The sequence below is a fragment of the Nitrospiraceae bacterium genome (assembly GCA_021373015.1).
Classification (GTDB): domain Bacteria; phylum Nitrospirota; class Thermodesulfovibrionia; order Thermodesulfovibrionales; family UBA1546; genus JAJFTJ01.
Genome location: JAJFTJ010000014.1, coordinates 141614 through 157933 on the forward strand (window position 1 = coordinate 141614; position 16320 = coordinate 157933).

Below are 16320 nucleotides of genomic sequence, written 5' to 3' on the forward strand. Positions count from 1 at the left end.
AAATTATTAAGATTTTTTACGTATTGCTGAGAGAATATTTTCCTTTAAAGTTTTCAAATCTGCGCGTATTCTGAAACCCGCAGCATTCTTATGACCGCCCCCATTAAAAATCTCTGCCACCTTTGCAACGTTAATGCTTCTGTTTTTTGAACGGAGGCTGACCTTGAAGTAATCTTTTTCAAGCTCTCTTATTAAGACTGAGATATTAATATGCTTCATCATCTGCGTAAAGTTAGGAAAATTTTCCGTGTCTGCTGGATCAGCGCCAATGCCTTTGAACATTGCATCAGTGACTGTTGTGATTGCAACATCATCATAAATCTCAACAGTGTTCAAGGTATTGAGAAGTAATCTGAATCTGTTCTCAGACCAGCTCTGGTAGAGATTCTCCGAAACAAATGCAGGGTCAACGCCGATTTCTATAAGCTCTGCGCCTATTCTCAGAACCTCAGGAGTTGTATTGCTGTATCTGAAAGTCCCTGTGTCAATAGAGATTGCAGCATAGAGATTGGTAGCGATCTCTTTTGTTATGTTTATGCCTAATTCTTTAATTACATGATATATCATTGCGCCTGTTGCAGGGGCATTGGGTTCTATCCATCTGACATCACCAAAGCCGTTCTCTGTTTCATGATGATCAATAACTGCTGAAATAGAAAAGTTTAAATCACTAAGTCCTGCTCTTTCAGGTTTATTGCAATCAACAAGAACAAGCGGAGCAGAAGGATTAATGTCTGGCAGAGAGGAAACGAAATTTTCATATCCAGGGAGAAATCTGCATGCAGGAGGTACAGGATCCTTATCGTATATAATTGTTTTTTTCCCGAGAGATTCAATGGCCATTGAGAGTGCAAGTGATGAGCCAATAGCATCTGCTTCAGGACTTATGTGAGTTGCTATTAGGAAATGAGTTTCCTTTTTCAGAAAAGTTATAAGTTGTTTTGGTACTTTCAATTTTTGTCTCGAATATCTTTTAATAATTTTTCTATTTTGCTTCCGTATTCAATTGATGCATCAATCCTGAATGAGATGCTGGGAATGAATTTCATCTTCAGGCGTTTTGATAATTCAGAGCGTATAAATCCTTTAGCAGTATTTAACACGTCAAAAGTTATTTTTTTTTCTTCTTCTTTCAGAATGCTTATGAATATTTTTGCATGCTTGAGGTCGTCGGTTATCTCTGCGCCTGTAACAGTGATGAATCCGATGCGAGGATCCTTTACCTTGTTCATTATTATGTCAGCAATCTCTTCTCTTATCAGGTCGCCGACTCTCTGTGAGCGTTTATATGGGAGCATAGGTTTAAGTTAAGACTTACAGTTAAAAGCAGAAAAGCTCAATATGCCTTTAACTTTTTATTTACAGTTTCGCTGCTATTTTCTCTATTATAAAGTTTTCGAGTATGTCGCCAGCCTTAAGGTCATTGTAATTCTCGATCATTATTCCGCATTCATATCCTGTTTGAACTGATTTTACGTCTTCCTTGAATCTCTTAAGCGATGAGATCTTGCCTGTGTAAACTACAATATTGTCTCTAATTATTCTTATCCCGTCGCTTACACGGTTGATAGTTCCGTCAATAACATGGCAGCCTGCAATAGTTCCGAGTCTCGATACCTGATATGTTTGTCTGACCTCTGCTCTTCCAAGAATCTTTTCTTTTAATGTAGGTTCAAGCAGTCCTTCAAGCGCCTTTCTGACATCCTCTATTGCTTCGTAGATTATGTTATAAAGCCTTATATCAACGCCTTCTCTTTCTGCGAGCTGTGAGGCCTTTAATTCAGGTCTTACATTAAAACCGATGATGATCGCATTTGATGCAGCAGCAAGTATGATATCGGATTCATTTATACCGCCTACAGTTGAATGAATAACTCTTACTTTTACCTGCGGATGTATAATATTTTCAAATGCTTCTCTTATTGCCTCAACAGAACCCTGAACATCAGCTTTGAGTATCAGGTTTAATTCTTTTATTTCGCCTTCTTTTATCTTTGCATAAAGCTCATCTAGTGTGAGTTTCCTTCCTTTTGCTAGTTCTGCCTGTCTTTCTTTATGTAACCTTGTGAGAGCGATCTGTCTAGCCCATTTCTCATCCTCAACAGCATTGAATACCTCGCCTGCGGTTGGGACAGACGGGAATCCTATTACCTCGATAGGCGTTGATGGTCCGGCTTCATTTATGCGCTTGCCAGTGTCATCAATAAGCGCTCTGACTTTTCCAACGCTTTTTCCAGCAAGAAATGCATCTCCAACATGCAAAGTTCCTGCCTGAATAAGCACAGTTGCCACAGGGCCCCTGCCTTTGTCTAGCTTTGCTTCTATGATTGTGCCTTTTGCCAATTTATCAGGATTTGCCTTGAGTTCTATAACCTCTGCCTGAAGAAGTATCATCTCGAGAAGGTGCTCAATTCCCAGTCTCTGTTTGGCAGAGACCTCGGCGAAAATATTCTGGCCGCCCCAATCTTCGGAAAGAATTCCCTGTTCTGCGAGCTCTGTTTTTACTTTCTGCAGATTGGCCTCAGGCTTATCGATCTTGTTTATGGCGACTATGATAGGGACATTTGCTGCTTTTGCATGATTGATCGCCTCGACTGTTTGCGGCATAACACCGTCATCAGCAGCAACAACAAGGATAACAATGTCTGTTACCTTTGCGCCGCGCGCCCTTAAAGCAGTAAATGCCTCATGGCCGGGAGTATCCAGAAACACTATATCCTTATTTTTTATGGTAATTTTATATGCGCCAATATGTTGTGTAATACCGCCTGCTTCTGTCTCCGTAACCTTGGTCTCTCTGATTACGTCAAGCAGAGATGTCTTGCCATGGTCAACATGACCCATGATTGTTACAACGGGAGGTCTTGGTTTGAGCTTTGTTACATCCTCTTCCTGAACCTCTTGGATCAGCTCATCATCTGCACGGGCTATCTCGAGTTTCACGCCAAAACCTTCTGCAACAAGCAATGCAGCATCAACATCAATAGGCTGGTTAATCGTAGCCATGAAACCAATATCCATTAATTTTCTTATAACATCAGAGGACTTCACGCTGATAAGCTCTGCGAAATCTTTTACTGTTGTGCCCTCTCGGAGCTTCAGGGTTTTTTTCCTCTGTATTACCTGCTGCAGCAGCTGCGGCTTCAGTTCTTCCTTGGAGTATGGTTTGGATCTTAATTGTCTTTTAAAGGTTTTGGGTTCAACCCATTTCTTGGTTTCTATTTTTCTTATTGCCTGGAATGCCCTCTGCATCTGAGGTTTTCCTTTTAGTTTCTCAACCTTTTCTGTTTCTATCTCTTTCATGAATCTGTCAGGAACCTTGAGTTCAATAACTTCTTCCGGCAAAGGGGCAGCTCCCTCTTCTATTATTTTTTTGATTATCTCAGGCTGTTCTTCGATTCTTGCAGTTTCTGATTTCTTTTCAGCAGGGCTTGTTTTTTTAGGCATTTCTGTTTTTTTCTTGCCAGTTTTTTGAACTGTATGTGCAACGATTTGTGAAGGGACAGTTACAGCAGGAGCAGATTTAATTTCTACTGCTTTTTTCTCGGGCTTTGAAAGCTTTATCCTAGACGTTTTTTTCTCGTCAGGCTCTACTTCCTTTTTTTTCCCCTCTGTTTTTTTCTTTTCAGCGGGTTTTTTCTTTTCTATTTTTTCTGTTTGCTCAGTTTTTGCAGCAGTTTTTTTTGCAGTTGCTTTAGACGGAGCTGAAGCAGGTTTTTTCTTTAGCTGCTTTTCTATTTTTTCAGCGATCTCAGACTCAACTGAGGCAGCAGCTGATTTTACAGTTATTCCAAGCGCTGAGAGTGCGCTTATTATTTCTTTGGAGCCGACTTCAAGCTTCTTGGCAAGCTCGCTGACTTTAATTTTAGACATAATTAATAACAACCCTTTCTATATTATAAACCCTTGTAACATCAATCCCAAAATGTTATCATAAAAAACCTTGATAAAGCAATTTTAATAAATAAGCTGTTCAGGAAGGAGGAAACATTAATGGCACACTGTGTTGTATGCGGAAAAAAGAGATCAACTGGCAATAATGTAAGCCATGCAAATAATAGAACAAAGAAACAAATAATGCCAAATCTTCAGCGCACAAAAATAACTGTTAGTGGAGCTACAAAAAGGGCGTATGTCTGCACGAGATGTCTGCGTTCAGGCAAGGTTAAAAAGGCTGTTTAGTGAGACGGGCGGATTTTCTTCTAGCCCCTATTTTAAGAAATATTGGCATCAGCGAAGATGTCCATCTTTTAAAGATAAAAATGGAATGGTCTGAGATATTTGAAAAGCCTTTGTCTTTTCATACATCGCCGGCAGCACTGAAAGAAAGCGAGCTTCTTATAAATGTTGATTCAGCTGTCTGGATGCAGGAACTCAGTTTTTACAAAGAGACGATAGTCAAGAAGCTGAATAGATTTGGGATAAAGTCTGTGCGGTTAAAAATTGGCAGGGTCTTTCCATACAAGAAACAGAGCGGCCCGAAACCTGAGATGCGCAGGATGACAATAGACGACAAAGCATTTATTGAAAACACTGTTTCAGTGATTCCAGAAGAAGATTTAAAAGTACAAATAAAAAAAGCAATAGAAAAGTCTCTAACATTTAAGAGGTCTGCGTAGATTATGAAAAAAATATTTCTTACAATCATTGCTTTGACCATGCTTACAGCCTGCGGTTCAGAAGTTAAAAAAGTCACGGAAGAATCAGAGACTGCAAAAGAAGTCTTTGCTGTTGCAGAGACGATAAAAGATGCTTACCTTAAAAGAGATCTCTCTACTATAGAGAAGAATGCAACAAAAGAAGGCTACAGAGAAATACTCGGCGCAATAAAACATTTTGACACAGCAGAGCTGACTTTTGAGAACAAATGGGTTGATATAGATAAATCCTCAGTCACACTCAGAGTAGCATGGAGCGGAAAGTGGACTCTCAGGAAGCAGGAAATAGAAGAGCGCGGAACAGCAATTTTTATATTTGAACCGGGTTCATTAAAGCTTCGCAAGATCCTCAGGGTTAATCCATTCAGACAGCCGGAATAAAAATTATTTACACGAACCGCAGGTGCCTTTAGCGCATGAAGAACATTCTGAAGAACTCGAACCTGCGAAAGGTTTTTCAACGCCGCTCATGCCAAATGCTGACATCTTTTTTTTAATATCGCTTGAGTCACACTTCGGACATTTAACAGCCTGATTTCCAAAAACGAGTTTTTCGAATTCCTCACAGCATTTATTGCATTTGTATTCGTATATAGGCATTTGATCCTCTGTTATTTTTTTGGAACTTTCTCCCAGTCTTTCAAAAACTTTTCTATTCCAATATCTGTAAGCGGATGTTTTATGAGTTGTGCAATTACTGAATACGGAATTGTTGCGACATGCGCGCCCATTTTTGCAGCTTCTATAACATGCAATGGATTTCTTATGCTTGCAACAATTATCTGTGTATCGAACATGTAATTGTCATAGATGTCCATTATCTCGGCTATTAAATTCATACCGTTATGGCTGATGTCATCGAGCCTTCCAACAAAAGGGCTCACATATGTTGCGCCTGCTTTTGCAGCAAGCAGAGCCTGACTTGAGGAAAATACCAAGGTTACATTAGTCTTTATTCCCATCGCTGTAAGTTTTTTTACTGCTCTCAGTCCGTCTTCTGTCATTGGTATCTTAACAACTATATTTTCATGAATCTTGGAAAGAGATTCGCCTTCTTTTATCATCTCATCGGATTTCAAACTTATTGCCTCTGCGCTTACCGGACCGTCCACAACACTGCATATCTCTTTTAAAATAGTGAGAGGATCTCTGCCCTCTTTTGAAATAAGGGATGGGTTTGTTGTAACGCCGTCTATTACTCCGACATCCCATGCTTTTTTTATCTCGTTAATGTTTGCTGTGTCGATAAAGAATTTCATTTTTCCCCCTGATTTAAATGTTAGAAAGACTTTATATTATAACGCATCGCTTCCGCAATATGCTTCTTCAATAAGTTCTATGATATGAAATACAGGCATTTTATCTGACACCTTGCTGAACTGCATCATGCAGCCTGGACAGGAGGTGATAATTGAGTGTGCTCCTGTTTTTTTGTAATTTTTGATCTGCTTGTCCAGCATTTTTTTAGAAATATCTTCGAACGAGAGGCTGAATGTTCCACCAAATCCGCAGCAGCCTTTTTCTTCCGTCTCAGTAAGAGAAAGTCCGATTGTCTTGAGAATTTCACGCGGCTCATTTTTTATCCCCAACTCATGGATCATATGGCAGGGGTCATGATATGTGAAGGTCAAAGGATGTTTTTTAATCGGCGATATTTTTTTAAGGTCGAGTTTTTTTAAAAGAAAGGTCGAGGCGTCCTCGGCGTTTTTTATTGCTTCTCCAACGAGCTTAGGATAGTGTTTCTTTATTGCAACAATGCATGTAGGACACAGACTCAGCACAGCTTCGACCTTAAGCTTGTTAAATATGCGGAGATTTTTTTTTGCAGCAGCCTTTGCCTCTTCTTCCAATCCGAGTGTTCTCATTGGAACGCCGCAGCAGACCTCTCCGCTTGGCACTATCACTTCATATCCGGCTTTAAGAAGAATATTTATAAGCGACACGCCTAATGACGGATAGAAATAATTTATGCTGCACCCTGTGAAGATTGCCACTCTTCCTATTGGATCGCTTGGTTTGTATACCTGCTGTGTAACTCTGAACGGAGCCTCAGGAATATTGAAATTAGAGGGTATAAAACCTTTTTTAGAAAGATAAGGAGATATGAAATGTCCAAGACTCTGTAATATTTTATAGCTGAGAGAAGGACTTTTTATAAATGCCCTTGTTAATATTCTATGGAGTTTTCTTTTTTTATCGCTGCGCTTCAATACACGCCGTCCTTTATAAATCTGCTCTGTTATATCAACATTGCTTGGACAAAGATTTGAGCATGCGCCGCATAAAAGGCAGCTGAATATCATATCATTCAATTCTGGCGAGGGTTTTAATCTTTTGAGAAGAAGTTCTCTTAAAAGTATAAGCCTTCCTCTTGCAGCCATTGATTCTGTTTCATCATTGTCATAAGTAGGGCAGTCTGCCTTGCATCCGCCGCACTTAACGCATTTGAGGAGCTCTTTCAGATAAATTTCGTTCAATTCAGGAAATATCCTCGGAGATTTTTATTGTCTCGTTCATTCTCCCGCTTCTGAATTCTTCAAGATCGAGTGAGATGAATTTATAGCCGAGAGATCTGAGTTTTCCCACCACAGATTTTTTTATGTTTTTGTTGAGCATTTTTTTAAAATCATTTTTATTAAGCTCAATCCTTGCAGTATCACCGTGATGCCGTACGCGGAATTCCTTGAACCCAAGAGATTTAATAAAAGATTCTGCTCTGCTTATCTGCTTCAGAGCTTCAAGAGTTATAGCCTCGCCATATGGAAATCTTGATGCAAGGCATGGAGAGGCCGGTCTGTTCCATAACGGGATATTGAGTTTTTTTGATAATTTTTTTATCTCATCTTTTGTAAGTTCTGCTTCGACTAACGGACTCCTAACAAGATATTTACCTGCTGCTTTTCTCCCAGGTCTAAAATCCTTCATATCGTCGAGATTGCTTCCATCAAGAATAAAATCATATCCTTCGTTTGACGCAATCTCTTTTATCTTTGTGAAAAGTTCATCTTTGCAGAAAAAACATCTGTCAGGAGAATTTGACCTGAATTTATCCGAATCCAATTCTGATGTTCCTATTATTCTATGGTCAATGCCGATTTCTCCTGCAAATTTTTTAGCGCATGCAAGATCATCCTCAGGCATTGTCTCTGAAAATGCTGTTACTGCAAGTGCTTTAATGCCGGAGAGTTTTACTGCCTTGATAAGAAATGTGCTGTCAACACCGCCGGAATATGCTATTACAGCAGTTCTCATTTTTTCCAGAATATCTAAGAGTTTTGATAATTTTGTGTATAACATTAAGAAACCTTAAAAAATACAACGTTAAAATCTGAGGTAAATATCTGAAATTTTTAATTCTATAATTAATTAATTCTAGCTCCGTCACAACTGGGTAATCTCGTAGTTTTCCTGATGCAGATGGATATCTTCTTTTATTATTACTTTTATGCCATAACGATTTTCAATATCCTCAAGCCCTTGTCTTTCCTCGTCTGAGAGAAGTTCTGCAACAGACGGATGCGCTGTGACAATAATCTTATCTGTGCTGTGTCTTGCAATCTTAAATAATTTTCTGAATATTTCATAACAGATTGTGCGCGGAGATTTTACATAATTTTTGCCTTCACAATAAGGGCAGGGCTCACAAAGGATTCTTCCAATGCTTTCCCTCACGCGTTTTCTTGTCATCTGTATAAGGCCGAGCTCTGAGATATTGAATATGGTATTTTTTGCCCTGTCTTTTTTCATTGCTTCAAGAAAGGCGTTGAAAACCTTATCCCTGTTTTCAAGTCTCTCCATATCTATGAAATCAATGATTATGATCCCCCCCAGATTTCTGAGCCGTATCTGGTATGCGATTTCCTTGACTGCTTCAAGATTTGTTTTTAATATTGTGTCTTCAAGTCCTTCCTTGCCGACAAATTTCCCGGTGTTTACATCAATTACTGTCATTGCCTCAGTCTGATCTATTACTATATAACCTCCTGATTTCAGCCAAACCCTTCTGCCAAGCGCGCGGGAGAGATCAAGCTCGATGCCGAATGCGTCAAAAATAGGCTCGTTTCCTTCATGCAGAACTATTTTTTCAAGAAGTTTTGGAAAATATGTTTTTACGAATTCCCTTATCTTTTCGTATTCTTCAGGAGAATCAATTATAAGGCGTTCGACTCCCTGTGTAAGCATGTCGCGCACGCTTCTGAAAACAAGATCAAGGTCGCTGTATAAAAGAGCCGGCGCAGATACCTTGTCTTTTTTTCTTTGAATGTTCTCCCATATCAAGATTAGAAATTCAAGATCTCTTTTAAGTTCTTCTTCGCTGCAGCTTTCGCTTGCAGTTCTTATTATCAGACCGTAGCCTTTCGGCTTTATATTCTCAGCAATAGTTTTTAACCGTGTTCTTTCCTCTTCATTGGATATTCTTCTTGAGATTCCTATGTGTTCAACATTAGGCATAAGCACTAAATAGCGGCCAGCTAAGGTTATGTACGATGTAACCCTTGCACCTTTGCTTCCTATGGGATCTTTTGAAACATGAACAAGAATTTCTTGTCCAGACTGGATAATCTCTTCTATCGAAAGATCAGACCTTCCCTGTTGTGATATAAGTTCAAGAGATTCATCTTTTTCTTCATCCTCTAAAAAAGGCGTATATTCTTCAACATCAGTTCTTATGTCAGCAACATAAAGAAATGCCGCCCTTTCCAACCCAATATCGATAAAAGCAGACTGCATTCCCGGAAGTATCTTAACTACCTTTCCTTTATAGATATTCCCGACAAGACTTGCATCGCGTTTTCTTTCGACGTAGAACTCGACTACCTGTCCGCCTTCAAGAAGACCGACTCTTACTTCTTCTCTTTCTGCATTGATCAGGATTTCGCCGGACATGTCAAGCACCTTTCAACTGGCGTTACCCAGCTGTTATCAGAGGCATTTTTGCCATACATTGCAAGCCTTGTTATATCAAGCTCTCTAGACGGCACGGAGAAGAGTTCTGAGAAAATCTCGCTTGCTTTAACTTTTTTATCTTCTTTATCTGCCAATATTATCCTCACTGTATTATTATCCACTATTTCTATATTCTCAACCCCTGAAAGAGATTTATTATTTACAACAGACGAATCAGAGCATTTTATCTCATACTCATATCTGGATATAAAGCTGCTCAAGGACTGTTCCTTGGCTGTGATTAAAATTGCGTTTTTAATTTTTAAGCCCTCTGGCAGAAAATCATTTATCCTTGATATCGTATAGTCTATACCAGATGCTGATGATATCTCCATATCAAAGTATTCTCTCATGCCTGAAATACCAACGCTGAGAGCAGGACCGAATGACATTTTTGGGAATGGGTGAAATCCTTTTGAGTATTCAAGATATATTCCTGCCCGTCTCATTGCACGAAGAAGAGCGGTTGTAATCTCAAAATGAGAAAGATACCTTAAGACGCCTGTTTTTGAAAATTCGATGCGAAGATACTGAGTTGGGGCATTAGCATCAACAGGCGGTGTTTTAATAAAATCTGAGGTTTCCATTTCATTATCTTTTTGTTTTATTTTTTTGCAATTCAATCCGCATGCATAACATGAGATCATGCAGTCAGGCGTTATGCTTTCTTTAAGAGCATTTTCATATTCTTTATATAAGATTTGTTTTTTAATCCCTGTATCGATAAAATCCCATGGCAGACGCTCTTCTTTTTCAAATGTTCTTTCTGCATATGCTGATGCATCAATTCCTGTCTCATCCATTGCCTGCCGCCATTTTTCAAAATCAAAAGACTCCCCCCATCCATCCAATCTGCATCCCAGCGACCATGCCTTTTCAATCAAGAAAGAGAGTTTCTCGTCTCCCCTTGCAAATACTGCCTCAAGCAAGCTCATGTTCATATCATGGCTTTTGAATTTGAATTTTTTTCTCATGAAGAATTCCCTGAGATAATTCATCTTTCTTTTTATCTCGCTGATATTGTTCTGACCATACCACTGAAACGGAGTATGCGGTTTTGGAACAAAAGGAGATATCCCGATATTTATATTAACGAATCTTCCTGTGTGTTCTTTTGCAGTTTTGAGAGCCTTCATTGCCATCTCAGGAATAGCTGCAATGTCCTCATCTGTCTCTGTTGGAAGCCCGATCATAAAATAAAGCTTTATATTCTGCCAGCCTTCCTTAAAAAGAAGTTTCAGGCTTCTGTCATAATCTTCTTCTGAAAAATTTTTGTTTATGACAGAACGCAGTCTTGCTGTTCCTGCTTCAGGCGCGATCGTAAAACCAGTTTTCCGCACTGTTTTTATCTCTTTTAAAACCTCTTTGTTTACAGCTCCAACTCTTAATGAAGGCAGGGATAGAGATATGTTTCTTCCATGAAAACATTGGTTGACTCCTCTGAGCAGGGGAATAAGCGATGAGTAATCGCCGGCGCTCAAAGACGTGAAAGACAATTCGTCGTAACCAGTGTTTTTAAGGGAATTCTCTGCTATTCTTAATATATTTTCAGGGCTTCTCTCTCTCAAAGGCCTGTAAATAATTCCAGCCTGACAGAACCTGCATCCCATTGTGCATCCTCTAGAAACCTCGATATTCACCCTGTCGTGAACTATTCCCATATAAGGCACGATCGGAGAATCAGGATACGGGGCAGAATCAAGTGATTCGATAAATCGCCTTTTAACAAGATATTCAGATGACAAAGAATTATGAACAGAGGGAACATAAATCCCCTGTATCTCAGAGAGTAATTTCAGAATTGTCTTTTTCTTCCCGTCTCCTTGTTTTTTCCATTTTCTATATGCATCCAATATTTCTACAACAGCTTCTTCGCCGTCGCCTATTAAAAATGCATCAATAAAAGCAGACATTGGCGCTGGATTAACAGTACATGGACCGCCGGCAATAATAAGCGGCCAATCACCATCAATTCTTTCAGATGTTTTTAAAGGAATTCCTGACAGAGAAAGCATGTTCAAAACAGATGTGTATGAAAGTTCATACTGAAGACTGAACCCGACAATATCAAAGTTTTTTAAAAGTGTTTGTGTCTCGAGCGATGAGAGCAGAATCCCTTTATTTTTCATCTCATTTTCCATGTCAAGCCATGGGTGAAAAGCTCTTTGCGCAGATGCGTATGGAAGCTCATTGATTATTTTATATAGGATTTTAAGCCCGAGATGCGACATGCCGATCTCATAAACATCAGGGAATGCAAGCGCAACATTGACTTCTCCATGTTTATGAATGGAGTTTATCTCATTGTTTATGTATCTGCTTGGTTTTTGAAAAAGAGAGTAATTCACATTTTAGGATAACATTGTAAAACTTTGTTTTACAATAAGACTGTATACTTTACATATGGCAAATAGAGTACGAATTGGGAGAATCTAATTTATCTTTAAAATAACATAGCAATTCAGCTAAAATGCATGAAAAACAGGGAGGGCAAATGGAAGCAAAAAATATGAAAACAATGGGGCTTTTGGTTCAGTTTATCGGACTGGTAATTCTAATCCTTGGTTTAAATGGGTTTTTCATTTTCACTGCTACTGTTCTGTATTTTCCCTTGCTTATCGTAGCAATAATTGTCTTTGTAGTATGCCTTTTCAAGGGCGGTGCAATGCACAAAAGAGGAAAAGAGCTGGAAAAGCAGTAAGGTATAATAAGTTTCATGTTTATTGCTGGATTAACAGGGAATTACGGCATGGGCAAGAGCGCTGTGCTTGCTATCTTTAGAAAACTTGGGGCGCTGACAGTTGATACTGATACTCTTGTTCATAAGCTTCTTAATGAAAAAAATATTATTAATAAAATCAAAAAACTTTTTGGAAATGACGTGTTTGATGCAAAAAGCAAGGTCATAAGAAAAAAAGTTGCTGAAAAAGTATTCATTAACAAGAAGCTGAGAACAGAGCTCGAAGACATTCTTCACCCTTTGGTATTTAAAGAAATACAAAAAATAAAAATAAAACCAAAAAACAAAAACAAACTGATCATAGTGGAAGCTCCTGTTATATTTGAGCGCGGTTATGAGAAGAATTTCGATAGGACAATCACTGTTTTTGCAGGTAAGAAAACAACATTAAAAAGATTGGGCAAAAGCGGAATAAGTCCTGAGACCGCGAGACAAAGGCTTGGATGCCAAATGCCTATAGAGAAAAAGATAAAGATGTCTGATTTTTCTGTGAATAACAGCAAGACTCTCCAGCAGACAAAAAAACAGGCAGCAGAGATATTCAGGAAACTTCTGGTAGCTAAACTCGCCTCTGAAGGAAAGGTCGAGCAAATTAAAAAGATTGCAGGCAGGCCTTTTTATATTGAAGGGAAAGTTATTAAAGGCGCTGGTCGGGGTGGTAAAATTCTTCACATTCCTACTGCAAATTTATCTGTCTCGGAAGGAACTGATATTAAAGAAGGTGTTTATGCTGTAAAAGTTATCTTTGATAAGCACATTTACAATGGCGCTGCGAATATCGGCACAAATCCGACTTTCGGAGATACTGCTGTGAATTATGAGGTGCATTTGTTTGATTTTGCAAAGAATCTGCTTGGGAAAAAACTAAGGGTTAATTTCATCAAGCGCATAAGAGACGAGAAAAAATTTCCAAGCATAAAGGCTCTTGAAGTGCAAATAAAAAAGGATATTAATAGGGCAAAACAGATGCTTAGTAATAAATATGAAAAAACCTGAATTGCTTGCTCCTGCCGGAGATTTTGAGAAACTAAAAATAGCGATACACTATGGCGCCGATGCTGTGTATCTCGGTGATTCAAGGTTCAGCCTCAGGGGAAAGGCAGGAAATTTCAATCCTGATGAACTAAAAGAAGCTGTAGATTATGCGCACAAAAACAATGTCCGTGTCTATATCACAGCAAATATCTTTCCTCATAACAAAGATATCGAAGAGATAAGAGAACACGTCGACTTGCTAAAAACTGTTAAACCGGATGCAGTGATAGTCTCTGACCCCGGGATATTCAACATGCTCAGACAGAAAGCTCCTGAGATCAAGCTGCACATAAGCACGCAGGCGAATATCACAAATGCTGAATCAGCAAAATTCTGGGAATCACTTGGAGCAAAGAGGCTTATACTTTCAAGAGAGCTTTCATTCGATGAGATAAAAGAGATTCGCAAAAAAATAAAAATAGAACTCGAGGTATTCGTGCATGGCTCTATGTGCATATCTTATTCAGGAAGGTGCTACATAAGCAGTTTTCTTACTTCTCGCAGCGCAAACACAGGAGAATGCACTCATTCATGCAGGTGGAATTATGTTCTTATGGAAGAAACAAGAGACGGTAAATATCTTCCGGTTTTTGAAGATGAAAGAGGAACCTATATCATGAGTTCAAAAGACCTCTGCATGATAGAGCACATGCCTCTGCTCGTTGATGCCGGAATAGACAGTATAAAAATAGAAGGAAGGATGAAGGGCATAAATTATGTAGCAGGTGTAGTAAAGACTTACAGAGAAGCGATAGATGCCCTTTCAGAGAAAGATTACAAGGTGAATCCAAGATGGATGAGAGAGCTTTCTATGTTCAGCAGCAGGGGATATACAACAGGAATGTTTTTTGGGAAGCAGCCTGATGACGGATACAATTTCGATGGAGAGAGTTACAGAATGAGCCATGAACTGGTAGGCATTGTTCTTGAAATAAATAGCGGAAATGCAAAGGTTGAGATGAGAAACAGGTTTGATGCAGGAGAGTCCGTAGAATATCTTTCTCCAGGACTTGAAGAAAAAAGCTTTGAGATAAATTCAATAAAAAATTTACAAGGCAATGATATTACCTCGGCAAGAAATGAGGATATAGTTTTTATTCAGGTTCCAGAAGGTGTGAGGCCGAATGATCTGATAAGAAGGAAAAAGAATTTCAGGCAGCAGCCATGATTGGCAAGTCCATTTTTATTTATTAGATTTATTTATCTTTCTTCAATCTGATACAATTTTAATATGACTGAATATATATTTTTCTGTCTAGACAGACATGCTTATTCAATAATAACGAGGTAATTAATGGAATCCACCGGAAAAAAACAGAAAGTTGCTCTGAGCTCAGTCATAGCAAGTTTTTTTTTAACAGCAATAAAACTGTTTGTTGGCATTGTTACAGGAAGCATAGGCATTATCTCAGAAGCTGCGCATTCAGGGCTGGATTTTGGTGCAGCGTCTCTGACATATTTTGCTGTCAGGGTCAGCGATAAACCTGCTGATAAAGACCATCATTACGGACACGCCAAAGTAGAGAATGTTACTGCCTTAATTGCAACAGGTCTTTTACTTATAACCAGCGCATGGATTATTTATGAAGCAGTTCATAGATTAACTTCTAAAACTGTTGAAGTACAGGTAACATGGTATTCCATACTAGTTATTGTATTTTCCATAATTATTGATTTCTCCAGAGCTAGAGCATTAAAAAAAGTTGCTAAAGAAACTCACAGCCAGGCATTAGAAGCAGATGCTCTGCATTTCAGCTCAGACATTCTAAGCTCTGTAATGGTGCTGGTCGGTCTTGTGTTTGTTGCAATAGGCTGGAAATGGGCTGATGCTGCTGCAGGTTTAGCTGTTGCATTATTAGTTGCCTATGCAGCTTTTGGTCTTGGCAAAAAAACAATTGATGTGTTGTTAGACACTGCACCCGAGGGCATCACCGATCAAATTACTGAGATAGCTAAAAGTGTTAACGGAGTGGTTGATATAGAAAAGATCAGAGTTAAGCAGGCAGGCCCTTTTGTTTTTGTTGAAATGAGCGTAAAAGTAAGCAGAGTGCTCACTCTTGAAAATGTCGGGGTGATTTGCAGCACCATCGAAAACAAGATAAAAGAATTGATTCCTGAGGCTGATATTATAATTAATACAAAACCGATTGCTCTGGATTGCGAAACTATTGCAGAGAGGGTTCAAGTAATAGGCTCAAAACATAATCTCAATGTGCACGATGTTTCTGCGGATATTTTAGGAGATAAAAAGCATATTGCATTTGATGTTGAAGTAGCGCCTGACCTCACAATCAAGGAAGCGCATGATGTTGTCTCCACACTCGAAAAAGAAATAAAAAATGAATTTGACGGAGATCTGGACATCAGCGTGCATATCGATCCTTTGCCTGTAGAGGAAAAAGCAAGCCGGCATTTATCTCCTGAGGAAGATGCTGTGAAAAAAAATATAATCATTCAGAGCTCTGATACCATCGAAAAAATTAAAGAGGTTCATGATATTCAGATAAGAAAAACAGAAAAAGAAAAACTCTTTATATCTCTGCACTGTTCTTTTGAAGACAATGTCATCCTTGAAGAAGTGCATTCGATTACGAGCCGGCTTGAGCGTCTGATCTATGAAAAGATCCCCAATACCAGCAGAGTTGTTATTCACGCCGAACCCCTTTTTGCAAAAGAGTAAAGTCTGCTAGATTTAGCAGCTCATTTACGCATCAATCGCAGCATTAAGAGATATATAAAAGGACTAATGAAGATGTTAAATTTGGGATATTCCGCAATGCTGATGATGCAATAAATACTGTCCTTAAAAAACATATGCAAAAAAAAGCAGGCAATACCTTAAAATTCAAGACCTAACCCCCCATGATATTTGTCAAATTTTCTTGTCTTGCTCTATTGCTTTTCGTATGATATCAAGAAACCAGTTAATAATATTGTTAA

Annotated in this window: 16 protein-coding genes; 7 read left to right on the plus strand and 9 right to left on the minus strand. The window is 38.8% G+C overall.

Features of this window, described 5'->3' with window-relative positions; all coding sequences use genetic code 11:
• Positions 1-6 precede the first annotated feature (6 nt).
• The 3 genes from LLF28_06270 to infB form a co-directional block, all read right to left on the minus strand.
• The gene (locus LLF28_06270; GenBank protein MCE5195042.1) at positions 7-954 is read right to left on the minus strand and encodes a bifunctional oligoribonuclease/PAP phosphatase NrnA; all 948 of its coding nucleotides are present in this window, start codon (positions 952-954) and stop codon (positions 7-9) included.
• Positions 951-1298, minus strand: coding sequence for a 30S ribosome-binding factor RbfA (gene rbfA, locus LLF28_06275; protein MCE5195043.1), 348 nt, complete (start codon positions 1296-1298; stop codon positions 951-953). Before rbfA ends, LLF28_06270 begins: the two co-directional genes overlap by 4 nt.
• 61 nt (positions 1299-1359) lie before the next feature.
• Positions 1360-3873, minus strand: a complete 2514-nt coding sequence (gene infB / locus LLF28_06280) for a translation initiation factor IF-2 (protein ID MCE5195044.1) — start codon at positions 3871-3873, stop codon at positions 1360-1362.
• A 120-nt stretch (positions 3874-3993) separates the two neighbouring features.
• Between infB and rpmB the strand changes: the two genes are divergently transcribed.
• From rpmB to LLF28_06295, 3 genes are read left to right on the plus strand one after another with little or no spacing between them, the layout of a single operon-like run.
• A complete protein-coding gene (gene rpmB, locus LLF28_06285; GenBank protein MCE5195045.1) occupies positions 3994-4182 on the plus strand; it encodes a 50S ribosomal protein L28 in 189 nt (62 codons plus the stop codon).
• Positions 4182-4619: a DUF721 domain-containing protein gene (locus LLF28_06290; GenBank protein MCE5195046.1), complete on the plus strand. Its 438-nt coding sequence runs from the start codon at positions 4182-4184 to the stop codon at positions 4617-4619. Before rpmB ends, LLF28_06290 begins: the two co-directional genes overlap by 1 nt.
• Before the next feature lie 3 nt (positions 4620-4622).
• Entirely contained in the window at positions 4623-5039 is a 417-nt protein-coding gene (locus tag LLF28_06295; GenBank protein MCE5195047.1) for a Tim44 domain-containing protein, read from the plus strand.
• 3 nt (positions 5040-5042) lie between these two features.
• On the opposite strand, the gene LLF28_06300 is transcribed toward LLF28_06295, so the two are convergent.
• The 6 genes from LLF28_06300 to LLF28_06325 form a co-directional block, all read right to left on the minus strand.
• Positions 5043-5258, minus strand: coding sequence for a hypothetical protein (locus LLF28_06300; GenBank protein MCE5195048.1), 216 nt, complete (start codon positions 5256-5258; stop codon positions 5043-5045).
• An 11-nt stretch (positions 5259-5269) separates the two neighbouring features.
• Positions 5270-5917: a fructose-6-phosphate aldolase gene (fsa, locus tag LLF28_06305; GenBank protein MCE5195049.1), complete on the minus strand. Its 648-nt coding sequence runs from the start codon at positions 5915-5917 to the stop codon at positions 5270-5272.
• A 36-nt stretch (positions 5918-5953) separates the two neighbouring features.
• The gene (locus LLF28_06310) at positions 5954-7135 is read right to left on the minus strand and encodes a (Fe-S)-binding protein (GenBank protein ID MCE5195050.1); all 1182 of its coding nucleotides are present in this window, start codon (positions 7133-7135) and stop codon (positions 5954-5956) included.
• A gap of 1 nt (position 7136) precedes the next feature.
• Entirely contained in the window at positions 7137-7955 is an 819-nt protein-coding gene (larE, locus tag LLF28_06315) for an ATP-dependent sacrificial sulfur transferase LarE (protein ID MCE5195051.1), read from the minus strand.
• Positions 7956-8039: 84 nt separating this feature from the next.
• A complete protein-coding gene (locus LLF28_06320) occupies positions 8040-9545 on the minus strand; it encodes an Rne/Rng family ribonuclease (GenBank protein ID MCE5195052.1) in 1506 nt (501 codons plus the stop codon).
• A complete protein-coding gene (locus tag LLF28_06325) occupies positions 9527-11953 on the minus strand; it encodes a TIGR03960 family B12-binding radical SAM protein (GenBank protein ID MCE5195053.1) in 2427 nt (808 codons plus the stop codon). Before LLF28_06325 ends, LLF28_06320 begins: the two co-directional genes overlap by 19 nt.
• Positions 11954-12099: 146 nt before the next feature.
• Here LLF28_06325 and LLF28_06330 point away from each other — a divergent pair, with 146 nt between their 5' ends.
• The 4 genes from LLF28_06330 (at position 12100) to LLF28_06345 (ending at position 16060) form a co-directional block, all read left to right on the plus strand.
• Complete coding sequence (locus tag LLF28_06330) at positions 12100-12306, plus strand: hypothetical protein (protein MCE5195054.1); 207 nt, start codon at positions 12100-12102, stop codon at positions 12304-12306.
• A gap of 15 nt (positions 12307-12321) precedes the next feature.
• A complete protein-coding gene (gene coaE / locus LLF28_06335) occupies positions 12322-13341 on the plus strand; it encodes a dephospho-CoA kinase (protein ID MCE5195055.1) in 1020 nt (339 codons plus the stop codon).
• Positions 13328-14548, plus strand: coding sequence for a U32 family peptidase (locus LLF28_06340; GenBank protein MCE5195056.1), 1221 nt, complete (start codon positions 13328-13330; stop codon positions 14546-14548). The genes coaE and LLF28_06340 overlap by 14 nt, the downstream gene beginning before the upstream one ends.
• Before the next feature lie 126 nt (positions 14549-14674).
• Positions 14675-16060 carry a cation-efflux pump gene (locus tag LLF28_06345; protein ID MCE5195057.1) on the plus strand — a complete coding sequence of 462 codons (1386 nt, stop codon included), beginning with the start codon at positions 14675-14677 and terminating at the stop codon, positions 16058-16060.
• The last annotated feature ends 260 nt before the right edge of the window (positions 16061-16320 follow it).

Bases quoted from the DNA above. Each gene is read 5' to 3' on its own strand.
- LLF28_06320 (MCE5195052.1), bottom strand. From the start codon at position 9,545: ATGTCCGGCGAAATCCTGATCAATGCAGAAAGAGAAGAAGTAAGAGTC.
- LLF28_06340 (MCE5195056.1), top strand. From the start codon at position 13,328: ATGAAAAAACCTGAATTGCTTGCTCCTGCCGGAGATTTTGAGAAACTA.
- fsa (MCE5195049.1), bottom strand. From the start codon at position 5,917: ATGAAATTCTTTATCGACACAGCAAACATTAACGAGATAAAAAAAGCA.
- rbfA (MCE5195043.1), bottom strand. From the start codon at position 1,298: ATGCTCCCATATAAACGCTCACAGAGAGTCGGCGACCTGATAAGAGAA.
- larE (MCE5195051.1), bottom strand. From the start codon at position 7,955: ATGTTATACACAAAATTATCAAAACTCTTAGATATTCTGGAAAAAATG.
- LLF28_06295 (MCE5195047.1), top strand. From the start codon at position 4,623: ATGAAAAAAATATTTCTTACAATCATTGCTTTGACCATGCTTACAGCC.
- LLF28_06300 (MCE5195048.1), bottom strand. From the start codon at position 5,258: ATGCCTATATACGAATACAAATGCAATAAATGCTGTGAGGAATTCGAA.
- rpmB (MCE5195045.1), top strand. From the start codon at position 3,994: ATGGCACACTGTGTTGTATGCGGAAAAAAGAGATCAACTGGCAATAAT.
- LLF28_06345 (MCE5195057.1), top strand. From the start codon at position 14,675: ATGGAATCCACCGGAAAAAAACAGAAAGTTGCTCTGAGCTCAGTCATA.
- infB (MCE5195044.1), bottom strand. From the start codon at position 3,873: ATGTCTAAAATTAAAGTCAGCGAGCTTGCCAAGAAGCTTGAAGTCGGC.
- coaE (MCE5195055.1), top strand. From the start codon at position 12,322: ATGTTTATTGCTGGATTAACAGGGAATTACGGCATGGGCAAGAGCGCT.
- LLF28_06330 (MCE5195054.1), top strand. From the start codon at position 12,100: ATGGAAGCAAAAAATATGAAAACAATGGGGCTTTTGGTTCAGTTTATC.